The 17,372-nt window shown below is 57.2% G+C and carries 18 protein-coding genes; 7 read left to right on the plus strand and 11 right to left on the minus strand.

The genetic code is table 11. The features are described from left to right. Positions 1 to 26 precede the first annotated feature (26 nt). Entirely contained in the window at positions 27 to 803 is a 777-nt protein-coding gene (gene surE, locus KO536_RS10410; RefSeq protein WP_219261859.1) for a 5'/3'-nucleotidase SurE, read from the plus strand. Here surE and KO536_RS10415 read toward each other — a convergent pair. Continuing rightward, positions 800 to 1,735 (minus strand): LysR family transcriptional regulator, encoded by a 936-nt coding sequence (locus KO536_RS10415; RefSeq protein WP_133078064.1) that lies wholly within the window; start codon positions 1,733 to 1,735, stop codon positions 800 to 802. The genes surE and KO536_RS10415 overlap by 4 nt on opposite strands. 392 nt (positions 1,736 to 2,127) lie before the next feature. Between KO536_RS10415 and KO536_RS10420 the strand changes: the two genes are divergently transcribed. Beyond that, complete coding sequence (locus tag KO536_RS10420) at positions 2,128 to 3,360, plus strand: GNVR domain-containing protein (protein ID WP_374105704.1); 1,233 nt, start codon at positions 2,128 to 2,130, stop codon at positions 3,358 to 3,360. Here KO536_RS10420 and modC read toward each other — a convergent pair. The 6 genes from modC to KO536_RS10450 form a co-directional block, all read right to left on the minus strand. Then, positions 3,357 to 4,442: a molybdenum ABC transporter ATP-binding protein gene (gene modC, locus KO536_RS10425; protein ID WP_219261860.1), complete on the minus strand. Its 1,086-nt coding sequence runs from the start codon at positions 4,440 to 4,442 to the stop codon at positions 3,357 to 3,359. The two genes, KO536_RS10420 and modC, sit on opposite strands and share 4 nt — an antisense overlap. Before the next feature lie 2 nt (positions 4,443 to 4,444). Beyond that, on the minus strand, positions 4,445 to 5,125 hold the full coding sequence (gene modB, locus KO536_RS10430; protein ID WP_019822781.1) for a molybdate ABC transporter permease subunit: 681 nt from the start codon (positions 5,123 to 5,125) through the stop codon (positions 4,445 to 4,447). Then, entirely contained in the window at positions 5,126 to 5,893 is a 768-nt protein-coding gene (gene modA, locus KO536_RS10435) for a molybdate ABC transporter substrate-binding protein (RefSeq protein WP_133078066.1), read from the minus strand. A gap of 143 nt (positions 5,894 to 6,036) precedes the next feature. Further along, entirely contained in the window at positions 6,037 to 6,687 is a 651-nt protein-coding gene (gene alkB, locus KO536_RS10440) for a DNA oxidative demethylase AlkB (RefSeq protein ID WP_219261861.1), read from the minus strand. Between the two features lie 5 nt (positions 6,688 to 6,692). Then, positions 6,693 to 6,860 (minus strand): hypothetical protein, encoded by a 168-nt coding sequence (locus KO536_RS10445; protein ID WP_219261862.1) that lies wholly within the window; start codon positions 6,858 to 6,860, stop codon positions 6,693 to 6,695. 18 nt (positions 6,861 to 6,878) lie between these two features. Next, positions 6,879 to 7,181, minus strand: a complete 303-nt coding sequence (locus KO536_RS10450) for a DUF1883 domain-containing protein (protein ID WP_003445729.1) — start codon at positions 7,179 to 7,181, stop codon at positions 6,879 to 6,881. A 208-nt stretch (positions 7,182 to 7,389) separates the two neighbouring features. Between KO536_RS10450 and KO536_RS10455 the strand changes: the two genes are divergently transcribed. The 3 genes from KO536_RS10455 (at position 7,390) to KO536_RS10465 (ending at position 9,504) form a co-directional block, all read left to right on the plus strand. Then, positions 7,390 to 7,743, plus strand: a complete 354-nt coding sequence (locus KO536_RS10455; protein ID WP_133078068.1) for a hypothetical protein — start codon at positions 7,390 to 7,392, stop codon at positions 7,741 to 7,743. 184 nt (positions 7,744 to 7,927) lie between these two features. Beyond that, positions 7,928 to 8,581, plus strand: a complete 654-nt coding sequence (locus KO536_RS10460; RefSeq protein WP_219261863.1) for a cytochrome c — start codon at positions 7,928 to 7,930, stop codon at positions 8,579 to 8,581. Then, on the plus strand, positions 8,578 to 9,504 hold the full coding sequence (locus tag KO536_RS10465; RefSeq protein WP_219261864.1) for a c-type cytochrome: 927 nt from the start codon (positions 8,578 to 8,580) through the stop codon (positions 9,502 to 9,504). The genes KO536_RS10460 and KO536_RS10465 overlap by 4 nt, the downstream gene beginning before the upstream one ends. Positions 9,505 to 9,563: 59 nt before the next feature. Here KO536_RS10465 and KO536_RS10470 read toward each other — a convergent pair whose 3' ends face one another. Continuing rightward, positions 9,564 to 9,845 (minus strand): hypothetical protein, encoded by a 282-nt coding sequence (locus tag KO536_RS10470; protein ID WP_133078071.1) that lies wholly within the window; start codon positions 9,843 to 9,845, stop codon positions 9,564 to 9,566. A gap of 27 nt (positions 9,846 to 9,872) precedes the next feature. Next, entirely contained in the window at positions 9,873 to 10,061 is a 189-nt protein-coding gene (locus KO536_RS24285) for a hypothetical protein (RefSeq protein ID WP_133078072.1), read from the minus strand. Positions 10,062 to 10,287: 226 nt separating this feature from the next. Between KO536_RS24285 and galU the strand changes: the two genes are divergently transcribed. Both galU and gorA read left to right on the plus strand, forming a co-directional pair. After that, positions 10,288 to 11,127, plus strand: coding sequence for a UTP--glucose-1-phosphate uridylyltransferase GalU (gene galU, locus KO536_RS10475; RefSeq protein ID WP_095029362.1), 840 nt, complete (start codon positions 10,288 to 10,290; stop codon positions 11,125 to 11,127). A 135-nt stretch (positions 11,128 to 11,262) separates the two neighbouring features. Next, positions 11,263 to 12,621, plus strand: a complete 1,359-nt coding sequence (gene gorA, locus KO536_RS10480; RefSeq protein WP_219261865.1) for a glutathione-disulfide reductase — start codon at positions 11,263 to 11,265, stop codon at positions 12,619 to 12,621. Positions 12,622 to 12,741: 120 nt separating this feature from the next. On the opposite strand, the gene bcsC is transcribed toward gorA, so the two are convergent. Continuing rightward, on the minus strand, positions 12,742 to 16,272 hold the full coding sequence (bcsC, locus tag KO536_RS10485) for a cellulose synthase complex outer membrane protein BcsC (protein ID WP_219261866.1): 3,531 nt from the start codon (positions 16,270 to 16,272) through the stop codon (positions 12,742 to 12,744). Then, a complete protein-coding gene (bcsZ, locus tag KO536_RS10490) occupies positions 16,260 to 17,372 on the minus strand; it encodes a cellulose synthase complex periplasmic endoglucanase BcsZ (protein ID WP_219261867.1) in 1,113 nt (370 codons plus the stop codon). Before bcsZ ends, bcsC begins: the two co-directional genes overlap by 13 nt.

Below are 17,372 nucleotides of genomic sequence, written 5' to 3' on the forward strand. Positions count from 1 at the left end.
CGCCAACCCACAAAAGGAATTTACCCATGCCAGACGCTCGACTCGAACGAATCCTGATCACCAACGATGACGGTATCGACGCTCCGGGCCTTGCAGTGCTGGAGGAAGTGGCCCGCGAGTTGGCGGACGAAGTCTGGGTGGTCGCACCGGATCATGACCAAAGCGGTATTTCCACGGCCATCAGCATTCATCACCCGTTGCGCGTGACAAAGCGCGGTGAACGGCGCTTTTCGGTATCCGGGACACCTGCGGACTGTGTCGCAATGGCCTTGCAGCAGTTGATGGACAAACCACCGAAGCTGTTGCTCTCAGGTATCAACAAAGGCGCCAATCTGGGGGTAGAAACGCTGTTCTCCGGCACCGTTGGGGCCGCGATGACCGGTTTGCTGATGGGTGTTCCGTCCATAGCCTTGAGCCAGTACTTCACCCGTCGCAGTTTTGTACGCTGGGACACCGCTCGCGCCTTGGCCCCTGGTGTGATCCGGCAGTTGCTGGGCAAGGGCTGGGAGCAATCGGCGTGCCTGAACATCAATTTCCCGGACGTTCCGGCGGATGAAGCCGGGCCGATACAAATCACTTGCCAGGGTGCCGGCCGCATGGATGGGGTGGACGCGATAGAGCGAACCGATTTTCGTGAGGCCAGGTATTACTGGCTCAGTATCACTCGCCATCAGCACCCTGAAGCGGTTGACACTGAGACCCAGGTCGTGACGCAGGGCGGGGTTTCGGTCACGCCGCTGGAGTTTGATCGCACCGCCATTTCCCTGCGTGAGCAACTGCGTACAGCGCTTCAATCGATTTAAGCCCAATGCTCCGGGTCATCGACGATGGCCTGGTGCCCTTCAAGCACTTTCGGTATTTCCTGCTTGAGAAACTCGACCCAGGTTTTGACCTTGGCATCCAGAAACCGCCGGGAAGGGTAGAGCGCGTAGATGCTTTTTTCGTGCAGCCGATACTGCGGCAGCAGGCGTACCAAAGAACCGCGCTGATAAGAACTGACGGCCACGTAGTCGGGCAGCAGGCACACGCCAAGCCCGGCCTCGGCCGCTTGGGCCATTGCCTCGGCGACGTTCACCTGAAAGATGTTGCCGGGGCGGATGACTTGCTCGCCCTCAGCATCGCGAAAGGTCCAGCTGTCGGTAAACAGGGGGTCAACCAGGTGCAGGCAGCGGTGCTCGTGCAGATCGTCCGGGGTTTTCGGAACTTCCCGTCCCTTCAGGTAGGAGGGCGCGGCACTGATGACACTGAATATACTGCCCAGGGGTTGGCCGATCAGCTCCGAGTCCGGCAAGTTGGCAGACAGCGTAATCACAACGTCATGGCCTTCTTCGAGCAAGTCCGGCTGGCGTTGGGACAGCGTCAGGTCGACATTGACCTGCGGATAGAGCTCTGTGTAGCGGGCCACCAGAGGTGCCAGCAACTGGATGCCAAGCCCTGTGGTGGATTGCACCCGTAAATGCCCGCGGGGTATCAGGTGCGCCCCAGCCGCTTCAGCATTGGCGTCTTCGATTTCCCCCAGGATCATTCGGCAGCGCTCCAGGTAGCGTGCCCCTACCTCGGTCAGTGCCAGGCGTCGCGTGCTGCGCTGCAACAGCCGGGCTTGCAGCGAAGACTCCAGTTCAGACAGCAAGCGCGAGGTTTGCGCAGTGGAATATCCCAATACCTGCGCCGCAGCGGTGAAGCTGCCCGTTTCGACGACGCGCACGAACACGCGCATTGCCTGAAAAATATCCATCCTGATTATTACCCCACACGTAAGCGTGCTTTTTTGTGGTGGCAATAATTACACAGACCACGCGGGTATGCCTTCGTGAAATGGGTATTTTGCGAAGGCATCGTAAGACAATCCAACTGTTTTTTATAAAATATGTAAGATCATTCTTATAAAAGATTAAGAACAATCTTAAATTTAACATGAAACTCGGATATTGCTTTGTGGTCTGTCATTTTTGTCGTTCTATAAGCACTCATTTGCAATGAGTGCGAATTTCTCCTTGAGACAACCTGTAAAGCACGGACTTTTTCTGTGTGCGTGCACACCCGGCAGCCAGTTGACAACGCTAAAAAACAAGGTGGATTTACTTCAGCCTCCGTCAGGATCTGCAACTTAAAGACATTAACACCGAGATAGATTTCTTTGATTTGCTTCACTCGTTTTGGCAGCAAAAAAAGTTAATTGGTTCAACCATGGCAATAGTTGGGGCTCTAGCCTTTGGCTATGTTTCATTAACGCAACACGTCTATCGAACCAGTAGTGTGTTGCGTCCTGCAGCCGTTAATGAACTTGATGCCCTCAACCGTTCCGGGATCTACACACTGCCAGCTGCAGACGCCTTGCTTAAAGTTGGCGCGGCGCTCGAGTCCTATGAAAACCGGCTGAATTACTTCAAATCCCATCAGGACTTTTTCAAGCCGCTGGAAAAGCAAGGGAACACCCTTGAACAGAGTTTTGAAGCATTCAGCCGTGACGCAATGACGGTGAGCCGACCTGATCCGAACAAGGCAAGCGAATTGAGTCCGTTTATAAAAATGGAGCTTATTTACCCGGAAACTCTCAATGGTGTTGAGATTCTTAACGGTTTTGTTGAGTACGCAATTAATATTCAGCGACAGCAAATCAGTGCTGATCTCAAGATTATTATTAGTAATCGGCTTGGGGAGCTGGAAACAAAAATCAATTCTGCCCGTTCAAGCTATCACGTTCAAAAAGAAGGAAAAATCGCTGCGTTAGTCGAGTCGGACAAACTGAAGCGGGCAACCTTGGGTGATGAATTGAGCGCCTTGCGCATGCAGCTCAAAATTCAGCGAGATGCGCGCATCAATCAGCTGAATGAAGCGATTTCCATCGCAAAGACACTGGGCATCAAACATCCGACCACGCCCGCGGCAATGGCTGATGCAGCACAGGGGGCGTCTTCCAGGCTGGTACGTACTGAAATCACGTCCCAGGGTATTCCGCAGTACTTCATGGGCTCCGATGCCCTGGAGGCAGAGCGTGCCGTGTTACTCAAGCGAACAACGGACGATTTTACGGACTTGCGCGTTTCGCAGGTTCGTAAAGATATGCAACTGCTTGAGGTTAATCGCGAGGTCGAGTTGCTCGGTAAACGCTCAAATGAAGATGTGTTTCTCAAGGATATCGAACCTTTACGGGCCGAAGTCTACCGCCTTGAGAATCTGCACACTGACATGAGCAACCTGGGTCTGGTGAGTGTTGATCGCAAGGCCCAGGCTCCGCTTGATCCGATCAAGCCCAAAAAGGCACTGATAGTGGTACTGGGAGTGATGATGGGCCTGATGCTTGGCCTTATGATTGCGACCATTCGCTGCCTCATGAATCGCCGTCGGCAAATGATCTAGGCCAGTACCGCTACCGATTTGATCTGTGCCCAAAGCGACTGCCCGACACACAGCCCGAGCTGGTCCCGTGAGTAACGGGTTATCCGTGCCAGCAAGGCTGTACCGCCGGCATCAAGGCGTACCAGGACATGGGCCTGATTGTCAGCTGGGGTTTCGCCCACGACAGTCACACGCAGGCTATTGAGGATGCTGCTGTGCTCGCCAGGGCTCAGGCTCAGGCTGATGTCCCGTGCCTGGACCTTGACGCGTAACGTCTGGCCGATGGCCATTGAGGCATGGGCGACTCTCAACTGCTCGGTGCTGCCGGGCAATTGCAGGGTCAGCAGTTGATAGGGGTGGTTGTAATCACGGACCTTGCCTTCAATCACTACTCCGGCGTCATCCCCCCGTGCGAGGGGCAGATCCAGCCTGGCCAGGGTTTCGCCAATCGGGCCGCTGGCAAGTACCTTGCCCTCACTGAGCAGCACAATGTGGTCCGCCAGGCGCGCAACTTCATCCTGGGAGTGGCTGACGTACAGTACCGGGATATCCAGTTCGGCGTGCAAACGCTCCAGATAGGGCATGATTTCACCCTTGCGCTGGCTGTCCAGCGCGGCCAGGGGCTCGTCCATCAGCAGCAGCCTTGGACTTGTCAGCAGCGCCCGGGCGATGCCCACCCGTTGACGTTCACCTCCTGACAGATTGTTCGGTGCGCGCTCCAGCAGGTGGCTGATTCCCAGCAACTGTGTGGCGTGAGCCATATCAACCCGTTGTTCCTTGAGCGCAATGCGGCGCAGCCCGAACTCCAGGTTGGCCCGCACAGAGAGATGGGGAAACAGGCTTGCTTCTTGAAAGATATATCCCAGCGCCCGCTTGTGCACCGGGGCAAAGAAACCTGTCTGGCTGTCTTGCCAGACTTCATCGTTGATCTGCACATAGGCGTTGCTGGCACGCTCAAGCCCGGCAATACAGCGCAGGCAGGTGGTTTTGCCCGAGCCGGAATGACCATAGAGCGCGGTCACACCCTTGCCTGGCAGTTGCAGGTCCAGGTCCAGGGCAAAACCGGGATAACTGTGCTGCAGCCGAAGGTTGATCGAGGACATTTTCAGCTCCAGCCGGTTTGAGATTTGCGGCTTGAATACAGCGCCAGTAGCACCAGGAAAGAAAACACCACCATTGCGCCCGCCAGCCAGTGTGCCTGTGCGTATTCCAGCGCCTCGACGTGGTCGTAGATCTGCACCGAGACCACCCGGGTTTTTTCCGGGATGTTGCCGCCAATCATCAGCACCACACCAAACTCACCGACGGTATGGGCAAAGCCCAAAATCGCGGCGGTGATAAAACCGGGCCTGGCCAGGGGCAAGATAACGGTGAAAAAGGTATCCCACCGATTTGCCCGCAGGGTGGCAGCCACTTCAAGCGGCCTTGGGCCAATGGCCGTGAATGCGTTCTGCAAAGGCTGTACGACAAAAGGCATGGAGTAAATCACCGAGCCAATCACCAGTCCGGCAAAACTGAAGGTCAGGGTGCCGAGCCCCAGGAATTGGGTGAATTGCCCGATGTAGCCGTGGGGCCCCATCGTCAGCAGCAGGTAAAAGCCAATGACGGTGGGCGGCAACACCAGAGGCAGTGCCACGATCGCCCCGATGGGGCCACGCAACCGTGACCGGGTATGCGCCAGCCACAGTGCGATGGGAGTGCCGACAATCAGCAAGATAACAGTGGTCAATGACGCCAGTTGCAGGGTCAGCCAGATCGCAGCAAAGTCAGCACTCGTGAGCGGCATTTAGAGATGGTAACCGTAGGATTGGATGATGGCAGTGGCTTTGGGACTTTTCAGGTAGTCAGCCAGGGCCTTGGCGGCAGGGTTGTTCTCGCCTTTTTTGAGGATAACCGCATCCTGCCGGATCGGGTCATGCATCACCTCGGGGACTATCCAGGCAGAGCCGCTGCTGACTTTGCCGTCTTTGTAGATCTGCGACAAGGCTACAAAACCCAGTTCGGCATTACCCGTGGAAACAAACTGATAAGCCTGGGTGATGTTCTGGCCTTCAACGATCTTGGTTTTGACTTTATCCGTCAGCCCTAACTTGGCCAGTACCTGAGTGGCCGCCAGCCCGTAGGGCGCAGCCTTCGGGTTGGCGATGGACAAGTGTTTGAACTGATTGGCCAACAATGCTTTGTCAGTGCCATCAATGTAACCCTCTTTGGCCGACCACAGTGCCAGGGTGCCAATCGCATAGGTAAAGCGCGAGCCGGGGACGATATCGCCTTCTTTTTCAAGCTTCTCTGGCGTGGTGTCATCGGCGGCTAAAAACACCTCGAATGGCGCACCATTTTTGATCTGGGTATAGAACTGTCCGGTGGCGCCGTAAGCTGCAATCAATGTGTGCCCGGTGTCTTTCTCAAAATCCCTGGCAATGGCCTGGATCGGCGCCGTGAAATTGGCGGCCACTGCAACCTGCACCTCATCCGCCTGTACAGAGGTGTATGCAAGGCACCCGATCAATGCTGCCAGCGCTGTGGGAATAAAGGGGCGGGCACGAACATTCATGACAAAACTCCATTAGAGACGGGGGGCAGCCCATGGTTATCAAATTGTTTTGGGCGCTGGAAAGATATCCGCTATATAAAAATATATACAGCGCTTTATAAGGTCCTGCGGCAAGGGGAGGACTGCGGGGTCTGAAAAGCGGCTTAGCCAGCCTGGCGCAGGGTGATATTGATCCGCTGTTCACCCAATAACGAATGGTGTCCGGGTTTGATGGGCATCACGCCGTGAAAGCGCAATCGATCGACACCTCCCCACACCATGATGTCGCCGTGGAACAGAGAAATACGCTGGCTCGGGTCGCTTCGCTCAAACCCGCCGAACTGAAAAATTGCTGGCAGCCCCAAGGAAATCGACACGATGGGCGCACTGAACGAGCGCTCGTTCTTGTCCTGATGCAGCGACATCCTGGCGCCCGGGGCATAGGCGTTGATAAGGCAGGCATCGGGTACGAAGTCCTCGAAACCTGCAGTGTTGGCTGCAGCCTCGGCCAGTGCCAGGAAGACACCCGGCATGTCCGGCCAAGGACAGGCGTTCAGGGGGTCGACAGGGCTGTAGCGGTAACCATCGCGATCAGTCGTCCATCCCAAATCACCGCAACTGCTCAAACGGGCGGACATGGTAAAACCGCCAGGTGTCTGCATCTGGCGCAAGGGTGATTGGAGCAAGACTGAATCGATGGCCGTCAGCAGCTCTTTGATTGCGGGCAGGGCAAACCCGCGAAGCACAAACGCCTGGTCGCTGATGCGCTCGACACGGGCGGGCTGTTGCAGGTCCTGCTCGGCAAACAAGTCCATGGACTTTAGAGCGCCTTGCTTGCCTTGATATCGGTGATGACATCGTCGGCATCGCTGTGGATCTTCTCAAGTGCTTCGCGGGCTTCAGTTTCCGAGCCAGTCTGAAGCTGGGCAAACTCGAAGCGGCGTTCGCCATTGAGTTTGTACTTGATGACGTACTTGGTGGTTTGCACGGTAATTCCTGCCTTGGTTTAGCGAAGTTTGGAGCTGGAGCGACGCACGATTTTAATGGTCGGCTGGAAGCTCGGCTTGCGGGTTACGCTGATTGCCCGGCTGGTGACGGTGTCAATGGTGATGTTCCAGAAACCGGTGCTCGGTGCAGTGATTCTGGCCGGAAAATCTTTGAACGCGCCGCCGTGGTAGGAGTGGCGCCCACCGTTCTTGAAGCTGCGAAAGTGCGCATCGCTCATCAGGCGGATGTTGCAAGGTTGGGAGCACTCGATGACTACAATGTCATCCTCGTTGAGGTGCTCACGCTGGTGAATAAATTTCATTTGGGCTCCAGAATGGGAATCTGCTTAAAAATCAGCACGATAGCATGTGCTTTAGTCCAGTCAGGGGGCTAAAGCCGAGTATTATGCCGTGATGCAGGTGAGTTTGACGTAAAACGTGGATAATCCGCCACTATTGAGTATTTATTCACTATGCCCAGGGAGAAATCCTGAATTTCTGCTGTCGTAGGGTCTTTAACGGAGAATGTATATGAAGTGGGGCGTACTAGCGGTGGTGCTGGCTTTGGGTGGTTGTGCATCCGTCACGGATATTGAGCAGACTCTTCCCACCATGAGTGTGATTTCTGGCAAGAAGCCTGATGCTTACGCTCAATGCCTGGTGCAGCAACTGTCCAACACGCGCAGGGCACCACAGATAGAACCGCACAAGGAAGGATTTCGAATCATCGTCCCGCAAAAGCTGACGTCTAATCCTACTGCGGTCATTGATATCGAAGAACGCTCCGGTGGTAGCAGCATCAAGGTCTACGAAAGCATGTCGAATGTGCCGGTTCGACCGGGCGACATCCGCAAGGCCGCTACACACTGTATTTCAGGCGAGTGAGCGGGCGTTTCAGTCAGCGCTCCACAGCCCCCCGAACCTGACAACTGCCTTGCGCGGTGTCAGGTTTTTTTTCGCCTCGCGTTCGGATCAGGCTCAATTCAATGTTGTGAGGGGCAGGGAAGTCTCCTAGGCTCTACGTGCTTATATTTTGTAGGCCTAAGCTTATAACAATAATGGAGTGGCCATGATTCCACTTAAACCAACGCTTCTTGGCAGCCTGATGTTGCTCGTCTTCACCCACGCTCAGGCGGCGCAGCCGCCCCCAAACATCTACCTGCAAGGTGGAGCCCAGCCGGGCGCTACCGCCTGCGTGGCATGCCACGGGGCAGATGGCATGGGGCTTGCGCCAGCCGGTTTTCCGCGACTAGCCGGTATTTCTGCCGACTACCTGAGCAAGCAGTTGCACGATTTTCAAAGCGGCAAACGGGTCAGTCCCGTGATGCAACCGCTGGCCAAGGCGCTGACCGACCAGGAAATAACCGCTGTCACCACTGCCATCGCGGCCATGCCAGCACCTGAAGTGCCTGCCATCAATCGCAGCAGCATGCCCACGTCCCTGGGCGAAAAACTGGCCCTGCGCGGCGCCTGGGATCGGCAGATCCCTGAGTGTGTCAGTTGTCATGGGCCTGGCGGGGTGGGGGTGGGGAGTGCTTTCCCGCCATTGGCCAATCAACCAGCGATGTACCTGACGGCGCAGTTGAATGCGTGGCGAGAGGGCACCCGGCACAATGATCCCAATGACTTGATGGGCCATATCGCCAAGGCCATGACCGAGGATGAAATCAAGGCGGTGTCCGAGTATTTCGCCAATGTGGGTCACAAGGAGGTTTCCCCATGAAAATGCTGACGCCAGTGTGTGCCATTTCGATCTTCCTGAGCTCCGGGGCTTATGCCGCGACCATTGCGATGGAAGACCAGTCCCAGATTCAGACACCCGCCACAGCCGATCAGGCTACGGTCTATTTTCAACCGCCACTGCAAAGTGAATTGCCGGACAACGCCTACGGCAAAATGGTCCTGGACGGCTACGCCCTGTTTGTCGACACCAAACGCCAGGCACCGCAATTTGTGGGCAACGGGCTTAACTGCACCAATTGCCACCTGGACCAGGGCCGCATGGCCAATTCGGCACCACTCTGGGGCGCTTACCCCATGTACCCGGCGTACCGAAAGAAGAACGACAAGGTCAACACCTTTGCCGAGCGTTTGCAGGGGTGTTTTCAATTCAGCATGAACGGTGGCACGCCTCCAGCGGCCGACAGTAGAGAGATCACTGCGCTGTCGACCTATTCCTACTGGCTTTCGACCAAGGCTCCTACGGGAGTTGAGTTGCCTGGCCGCGGATACCCGGACGTACCCGAGCCTGAAGGGGGTTACAACCTGACGCGCGGTGCGGCGGTGTACAAGGATCAATGTGCCATTTGCCACGGTGACAGCGGACAAGGGCAGAAATCGGGAGGGGACTACGTAATGCCGCCGCTGTGGGGCAAAGATTCATACAACTGGGGGGCGGGCATGCACCGGATCAATACCGCTGCCTCGTTCATCAAACACAATATGCCGCTGGGCAAGGCCAACAGCTTGAGTGACCAACAAGCCTGGGATGTGGCGGCGTATGTAAACACCCACGAACGGCCGCAGGATCCGCGGTTGGTTGAAGGATCAGTGGAAAAAACCCGGGTCAAGTTTCACGCCAATGACGGCGTCAATGCTTATGGCCAAACCATTAATGGGGTGTTGATCGGTCAAGGCGTCAAGTAATCCCTGAATGCCGCTAAAGCCACGGGCTTTAGCGGCATCAGCCGAGCCTCGTCGGCAAGCTATTTGCAAGCCACCACGATATTTCGGCTGTTGAAATTACCGACGTCGACGCCCAGTGTCTTGTCGCGCTCTTTGACTGCAGGCGAGCCATCAGTGCCAATGATGGTATAGCCGGTGCCGGCACAAGAGGCTTCCGCTTTCTCGTAGCACTTGGCCCACGACATGGCTTCGCCAGAGCAGTCTATGCTCAACCCTTGCTTGCCGTCGGCCAGGTAGGTATTGGACGCTGTGGCACAACCGCCCAATGTAACCAGTACGAGTAATGTCAGAATGTTTTTCATCGAGGTAGTGTTATCACGTCAGTAGGATTAGTTTGATTTGTTGCGTCGGCGAGCAGGTGGGGCAGGCTGGTCCTGGAAAACCGAGGCAACTTCAGAGGCAACCTGTTGCGAGTCAAATGGACCTGCAACGTTTTCACCGGATGCATTAAACACGCACCACTCGCCCTTTTCGTTGGGCTTGATTTCATAACCATTGACGCTGATTGTTGCGGACATCGAAGAACTGCCTGATTGCCTGGATTAATGGCCTGATGATAGCGCAAGCGCAACACGGGTGTTGCTAAACACGACCGACCAACACTCAAAATCAAAGGCAAAGGAACTAACGCTCAAAATATTTATCTAGGTTGGCATCAGTTTGCTATCGAGAGGCATTGTAACGTCGATGCCGCCTGATTAGACTGCGCCAAAATTGGAACGTACAGCCCTTTAAAGGACTCATATGATCAAGAAATGCTTGTTCCCAGCAGCCGGTTACGGCACTCGCTTTTTGCCAGCGACAAAGGCCATGCCTAAAGAAATGCTGCCGGTGGTGAACAAGCCACTGATCCAGTACGGGGTTGAAGAAGCACTGGACGCTGGCTTGACTGAAATTTCCATCGTAACGGGCCGTGGCAAGCGCGCTCTGGAAGACCACTTTGACATCAGCTACGAGCTGGAAAACCAGATCAAGGGCACTGACAAAGAAAAGTACCTGGTGGGTATCCGTCGTCTGCTGAGCGAGTGTTCGTTCTCTTACACTCGTCAAACCGAAATGAAAGGCCTGGGTCATGCGATTCTGACCGGTCGCCCACTGATCGGCGACGAACCCTTTGCCGTAGTACTGGCGGACGACTTGTGCGTCAACCTGGAAGGCGACGGCGTCCTGACGCAGATGGTCAAGCTGTACAACCAGTACCGCTGCACCATCATCGCCATCCAGGAAGTTGATCCTGCAGAGACCAACAAGTACGGCGTGATCGCTGGCGACCTGATTGGTGATGACCTGTACCGCGTGCGCAACATGGTTGAAAAACCGGCACCTGAAGATGCACCGTCGAACCTGGCGATCATTGGTCGTTACATCCTGACCCCGGACATCTTCGATCTGATCAAACAGACCGAGCCAGGCAAAGGCGGTGAAATCCAGATCACCGACGCCCTGATGAAACAGGCGCAAAACGGTTGCGTGATCGCATACAAATTCAAAGGCCAACGCTTTGACTGCGGCGGCGCTGAAGGCTACATCGAAGCAACCAACTTCTGCTTCGAAAACTTCTACAAAACCGGCAAGGCTTACTAATTAGCGCCGAGTTGTAGAGAGCTTCAAGAGAAAGCCACCCTCGGGTGGCTTTTTCGTTTTTTTGCCTTCGGCAAGCTGCGGCGCTGGTCAATCGCGCCGAAGTGATTATGCTGATGGCCTGCCTGGGAGATAGAAATGGCCTACGAATTTGATCTGTTTGTGATTGGTGCGGGTTCTGGCGGTGTACGCGCGGCCCGTTTTGCTGCAGGTTTCGGCGCGAAAGTAGCCGTAGCCGAAAGCCGCTATTTGGGCGGGACATGCGTCAACGTGGGGTGCGTACCTAAAAAGCTGCTGGTTTACGGTGCGCATTTTGCTGAAGATTTTGAACAGGCTTCAGGTTTTGGCTGGAGCCTGGGAGAGGCGAACTTTGATTGGGCGACCCTGATTGCCAACAAGGACCGAGAAATCCATCGCCTGAACGGCATTTACCGCAACTTGCTGGTGAACAGCGGCGTCACCTTGATGGAAGGTCACGCCAAACTGACCGGGCCGAACGAAGTTGAAGTCAATGGTCAGCGCCACACCGCCAAACATATTCTGATCGCCACCGGTGGCTGGCCGCAGATCCCCGAGATCCCGGGCCATGAGCACGCGATCAGCTCCAACGAAGCGTTCTTTCTCAAAGAGTTGCCCAAGCGTGTACTGGTCGTGGGCGGGGGGTATATCGCCGTTGAGTTCGCGGGGATTTTCCACGGCCTGGGGGCCAAAACCTCCTTGCTGTATCGCGGTGAAATGTTCCTGCGCGGTTTTGACGGTGCGGTGCGCAAGCATTTGCACGAAGAGCTGACCAAGCGCGGGATGGATGTTCAGTTCAACGCCGATATCGAGCGTATCGACAAGCAGCCTGACGGCAGCCTCAAGGCCACGCTCAAAGACGGTCGTGAGCTGGTCGCCGATTGTGTGTTCTACGCCACGGGCCGTCGTCCGATGCTCGATAATCTGGGCCTGGAGAACACCGGGGTCAAACTCGACAAGCGCGGCTTCGTTGAAGTGGACGATCTGTACCAGAGTGGCGAACCGTCGATTCTGGCTATCGGTGATGTGATCGGTCGCGTGCAGCTGACCCCGGTGGCACTCGCTGAAGGCATGGCCGTGGCACGCCGCCTGTTCAAACCTGAGCAATATCGCCCGGTGGATTACCAAATGATCCCGACAGCGGTGTTCAGCCTGCCCAACATCGGCACAGTGGGCTTGAGCGAAGAGCAGGCGGTTGAAGCCGGGCACAAGGTGCAGATTTTCGAGAGCAGCTTCCGGCCCATGAAACTGACCCTGACCGAATGCCAGGAACGTACGCTGATGAAGCTGGTGGTCGATGCCGACACCGACAAGGTGCTGGGTTGCCACATGGTTGGCCCGGAAGCGGGAGAGATCGTGCAGGGACTGGCGATTGCCTTGAAGGCGGGGGCGACCAAACAGCACTTTGACGAAACCATCGGGGTACACCCGACGGCCGCCGAAGAGTTTGTGACCATGCGTACACCGGTTAAACGCTAAATCCCCTGGCAAGCGCGGGTAGTCGCTGCCGAGGCACGAGAGCTGCGAGCCTTTATCGATTCAAAGCTCGCAGCTCTCGTGCCTCGGCAGCGACTACGGGTTTAGCGTTACGCGATGTTGTTAACGGAAGTCGGCATACGGAATCAACGGCTGTACCGGTAATGGCAAGTTGCCCTGCCAGACGTCGAAGGTATAACGCAGGTAGAGCATCGCTCGGCTGGGTGCGTAGCTGTCACTGTGCTGATAGAGCAAACCGCCTCCCAGTACCAGATGGTCCGACAGCCTGCGCTCCACCAGTCCTTGCAGGCGGTAGCCGATACCCGTACTGCTGCCGCCCGACGTCTGGCCCAGGCCGTCGGCCAGCTGGAAGCCTCGCTCGTCCAGTCCCTGGATCAGCTTGTCGTTCAGCCCGCTGAGTGGGTAAAGGTCATTGGCGTCAGTCTTGGCATACGACCAGCTCACCGAGCTTTCCAGGGCCACCGACCAGTTGGCGGTACGGAACGCATAGTTCAGCGGCACGCCAATCGAATAGTACTTCTGCGGGCTGTAGTAACCGCCCTGGCCCAAGGTGTACTCACTCAAGTCCTTGTCATACCCCCAGTACATCAGCGTCAGACCGGTGCGCATACGCTCGTCGGTGCGTTCGACCAAACGATAGTAGTAACCGGCCATGGCCGTGCTCTTGTGGTTGTCTTCCACGTTCTTGCCGCGCAACCAGTGCTGGCCGAAGCTGGCCCATACGCCGTCCACGCCACCCTCGTCGTGGCTCAGGCTCAAGGTCAGGCCGTTGGAGGTGACACCGCCCCAGGTAATCCCTGTAATGGGGTCTGTGGCACCGGCATAGGACAGGATCGAGTTGCTCAAGGGGCGACGCGAGCCGGTCAGGGTCCAGCCCACGGACTCGAACTTGCTGCTGTAGGCCACGCCGCCCAGCCAGTTGGGCACTTTGAAGTTGTCCGGCGTGCGACCGATGTCGACATTCCAGACTTCGTTCTTCCAGCCAGCGGCCATCATGGTGCCGTTGACCGACTGGGAACTGTCTTCGCAACCTGACAAGTCGGGGCTGGTAGTGCCCTTGACGTTGTATTTCACGGCGCAGGTACCGTAATTTTCGCGAACCAACCCGTCGGGATCGGCACTGAATTTACCCGCATCCATATTCAGCTGTTCTGCACGTAAAAAGCCGGTGCCATCCGCCACTGGCAGGTCCAGTTGCAGGATGGTGGTGCGGGTATCCGTATCTGATGTACCGGCAGAGGCGTTGTCCGAGCGCCACCCGTAATCGGTGTACAGGTGGACCGTAGGATTTTGCCGCTGGTACAGCTCATCCACGTCGCTGCGCAGGCTACGGGCCAGCCACTGATCATCGTCCTTCTCGCGACTGGCCATGGTCATTGCGCGGTTGTCGCGAGGGTTGGCCTGCTCAGGAGTAATCAGGCCCGCGGCAGCCATACTCTTGGCGTAGTAATCCAGTGCCTGTTGCGGCTCCTTGACCGACATCAGCCGCGCCGCATCGCGGTACACCAGCGGATCGGCCTGGGGTGACTTGAGCAGCTGCGCGTAGATGGCCCGGGCTTTGTCAGGCTCGCCCACGGCGACCCAGGCATTGGCCACCCGTCGTTGTTCGGAAGAGGTCAATACGGTGCCGGGGGCCGGATTGAACTGTGCCAGTTGTTGCCGGGCTGCAGGCAGTTGCCGGTTGGCAATCAGGGTTTCGATTTGCCCCAGTCGTGCCCCGGTATTGGCGGGATCCTTCTTCAGCACCTGGCCATACAGGCTTTGCGCTTGCTCGAAGTCGCCGCGCTCCTGGGCCCAGCCAGCGACGGTCATCAGGTCGTCGCTGTCGCTGGTTTGCATCAACAGGGCAATGGCTTGCGGTTCATGACCTTCTGCGCGCAGGCGTTCGGCGCGGGCAACCAGTACGTTGCGCTGCAGGCGTGAGTCCAGCTCACGCATGGAGTCGGTCCATTGCGCCTTGGGCAATTTCTCCAGCGCGCTCAGGGCGCTGGCATCGCGATCGGTGTTCGACAAATAAAGCGCGTAGGCGTAGATGGCTTCCGGGTTTCGCCCCTGGCGGTTCATCAATTGCTTGAAGCTGTCATCGGCTGCGCCAGGCTGGTTGATCTCGCGCTGGGCGTTGGCCAGGCGGTAAGTCACCCAGGGTTCATCAGGGCTCAGGTTGCGGATCTTGCTCAGCAATGCGGCCACTTGCGGCCAGTCCTTGCGCTCGGTAGCCGCATCGGCCTGCTGGTTCAGTTCGTCCAGCTCCATGCTCTGGCGCAGCCCGGAGAATTCCTTCTGGCTGGAGGCGGGCAGGCCATTGAGAAATGCCTTGGCCTTTTGCGGGTCCTGGGCGCTGTACAAGCGAACCAGCCCCCTGACGGCGCTGCCATTACCCGGTTCCAGGCGACGGGCCTGCAACAGCAAGGCTTCCGCCTGGATATCGTCATGCTCGGCCTGTGCAACGCTGGCCAGGCCAATGAGTGGGTCGGCATCGGCGGGCTTGGTCTTGCGGGCCTGAGAAAATGCGTTACGTGCCGCTGGCAGGTTCTTTTGCTCAAGGGCCTTGTCACCCTGGCTGAGCAACATGCGGTAGCGGCTGGCGTCCATCAGGTCCTGCCACTTGCTGATGTTGGAGGTGTCTTGTTCCTTGGTTCGCGCCGTGGAGAAGCTGGTGTTGGCTTCGGCATAGCGGCCCTGACGAAACAGCGCCATGCCCAGGGCACCGTAGAGGGTCGGATCGTCCGGATATTGTTTGAGGGCGCTGCGCAATTGCCCTTCAGCGGCCACCGGATTGCGCGACTGATCAATCATCTGCTTGCCTTGAGCCCCTGCGTTCCACGCCGGGTCGCCAAGCAAACGCTGCTGTTGTTGCAGGTTCTTGTTGGCCTCACCGATCAGTGGAGAGTTGGGGTAGCGGGCGATAAACCCCTGCCAGGCCTGGGCCGTAGTGCGATCGATGGGTAATGTGCCGAGGTAGGTGTACTCACGCTCTGCGGCGGCGTTACTGGCAATCGGGTCGCTGGACAGTTCTTGCAGGACCACCAGGGCTTCTGGCGCCCTTTTTTCCCGAAACAGCAAGTCGGCCAGGGTTTGGCGCAGCCCGGCGTTGCCCGGGTATTGCTTATCCAGAGCCCGCAGTTGATCGATTACTTGAGGATGCTGGCCCGGGATATTGCTGCGGATACGCAGGTACTCCAGCGCCGTGGCGAAATCGGGTGGTGCATTGCCAAACAGTCGCTCGAAAATTGCAGCGGCCTCTTCAGGTCGGCCAGCGGCTGCAAACAGGCGCGCCTGCTGCAGGTCTTTGAGGCTTTGCGGGTCTTGCAACTTCATCAGGCTCTGGGCCTGGCGCAGCGCCGCTGAGTCGGGGGCAACGCTTTGCAATTGCGCCAGACGCTGGCGGGCCAGATCCGGATTCTTGTCCAGCAATGCCTGGCGTATAGACGCGACCAGCGCCTGCGGGTCGTTGGGGGCGATCAATTGCAGCCGTGCCAGTGAGGCGCGTACCAGATCTTCCCGGTACATGGCTTCACCGATACGTACCTGCTCCAGTAGCCACTGTTGCTGTTCCTGCACCGTGGTCGGTTGTGCAATGGCTGCAGTGGACAATCCACCGAGCAGGAACGCCCACGTTGTTATTTTTGGCATGTCTTGATCCACGAAGGTAAAAGCTGCCCATCCTTGTCAAAGCGATAGCGTTCTTCATCCCAGCCCTGGCCAAACAGCAGCAGCGACTGGTTGTAATAAGCATCCGCCGCAGGCGGTTGTTGCTGGATCCGTGCCTGTTGTACGGCCAGTGCAGGGGAGTCCAGACTTGCCAGTAACGGCAGCATGGCGGCGGAAAAACCCACCGGGCCCGTTCCGGTGTATTTACCGGTCACTGCATTCACGCTTTCCGGTGGATAGCCCAGGGTTTGAGTCAGGTTGGCCATCGGCGCAAAGTGCTGTTGCAGGACCTGACGGTTGGCTGCGTCCGGAGCCAGCATGCCGACCCACAGGTAGACGCGAATGGCATCGTAGTCGCCCTGGGAGCCGTCCTTGGTGTCGGGAGCCCAGCCACCACCGGCTTTCCATAACAGCCAGTCGGGGGCAAAACCTTTGGGTGAAGTCTCTATCAACATGCGCTGCTGATTGCTCGCCAGCTCAGCCCATATCGGTGAAATCCGGGCAAAGCGTGCCAACAGTTGCGGTGGCAGATAGCTGGGGTTCAGGCGCCAGCCTTTGGGGCTGTCGAACCCCACATCGCCGGGCAACAGCATCAGGCCCAGGCGGGGTAATTTGCGCAGGCTTTGGGCCGCACTGCGCCAGAGGATGTTCTGCCCCAGCGCGACGTACTCGGGCCACTGCCACAGGCGTCCGGCTTCAAGCAGGCTGTAGGCGATCCACAGATCGGCATCGCTGGCATTGTTGCTGTCCAGGATGTGCCACTGGCCGCTTTTGTCGCGCCCCCATTGCCAGGCAGGCAGATGACCTTCAAGGCTGCCATCTGCCAGGTTATTGCGGGTCCATTCGAGAATCGAGGCGAAGCTTTTCCTGTCGTTGGCCAGCAAGGCAAAAAACAGCCCGTAACTCTGGCCTTCCGACGTCGTGATCAACTGCGTCGACGAGGCATCGATGATGCGCCCGTCGCTGCTCATCATGGTTTTCTTGTAACTGTCCCAGGCGGGCCAGTCACAGGATGCCGCACTCGCCACCAGGGGAAGACAACCCAAGGTCGAAGTCAGGGCGAGTGCCGCCAGTCGTTTCAT

The organism is Pseudomonas sp. NKUCC02_KPG, from assembly GCF_019345465.1.
Lineage (GTDB): Bacteria > Pseudomonadota > Gammaproteobacteria > Pseudomonadales > Pseudomonadaceae > Aquipseudomonas.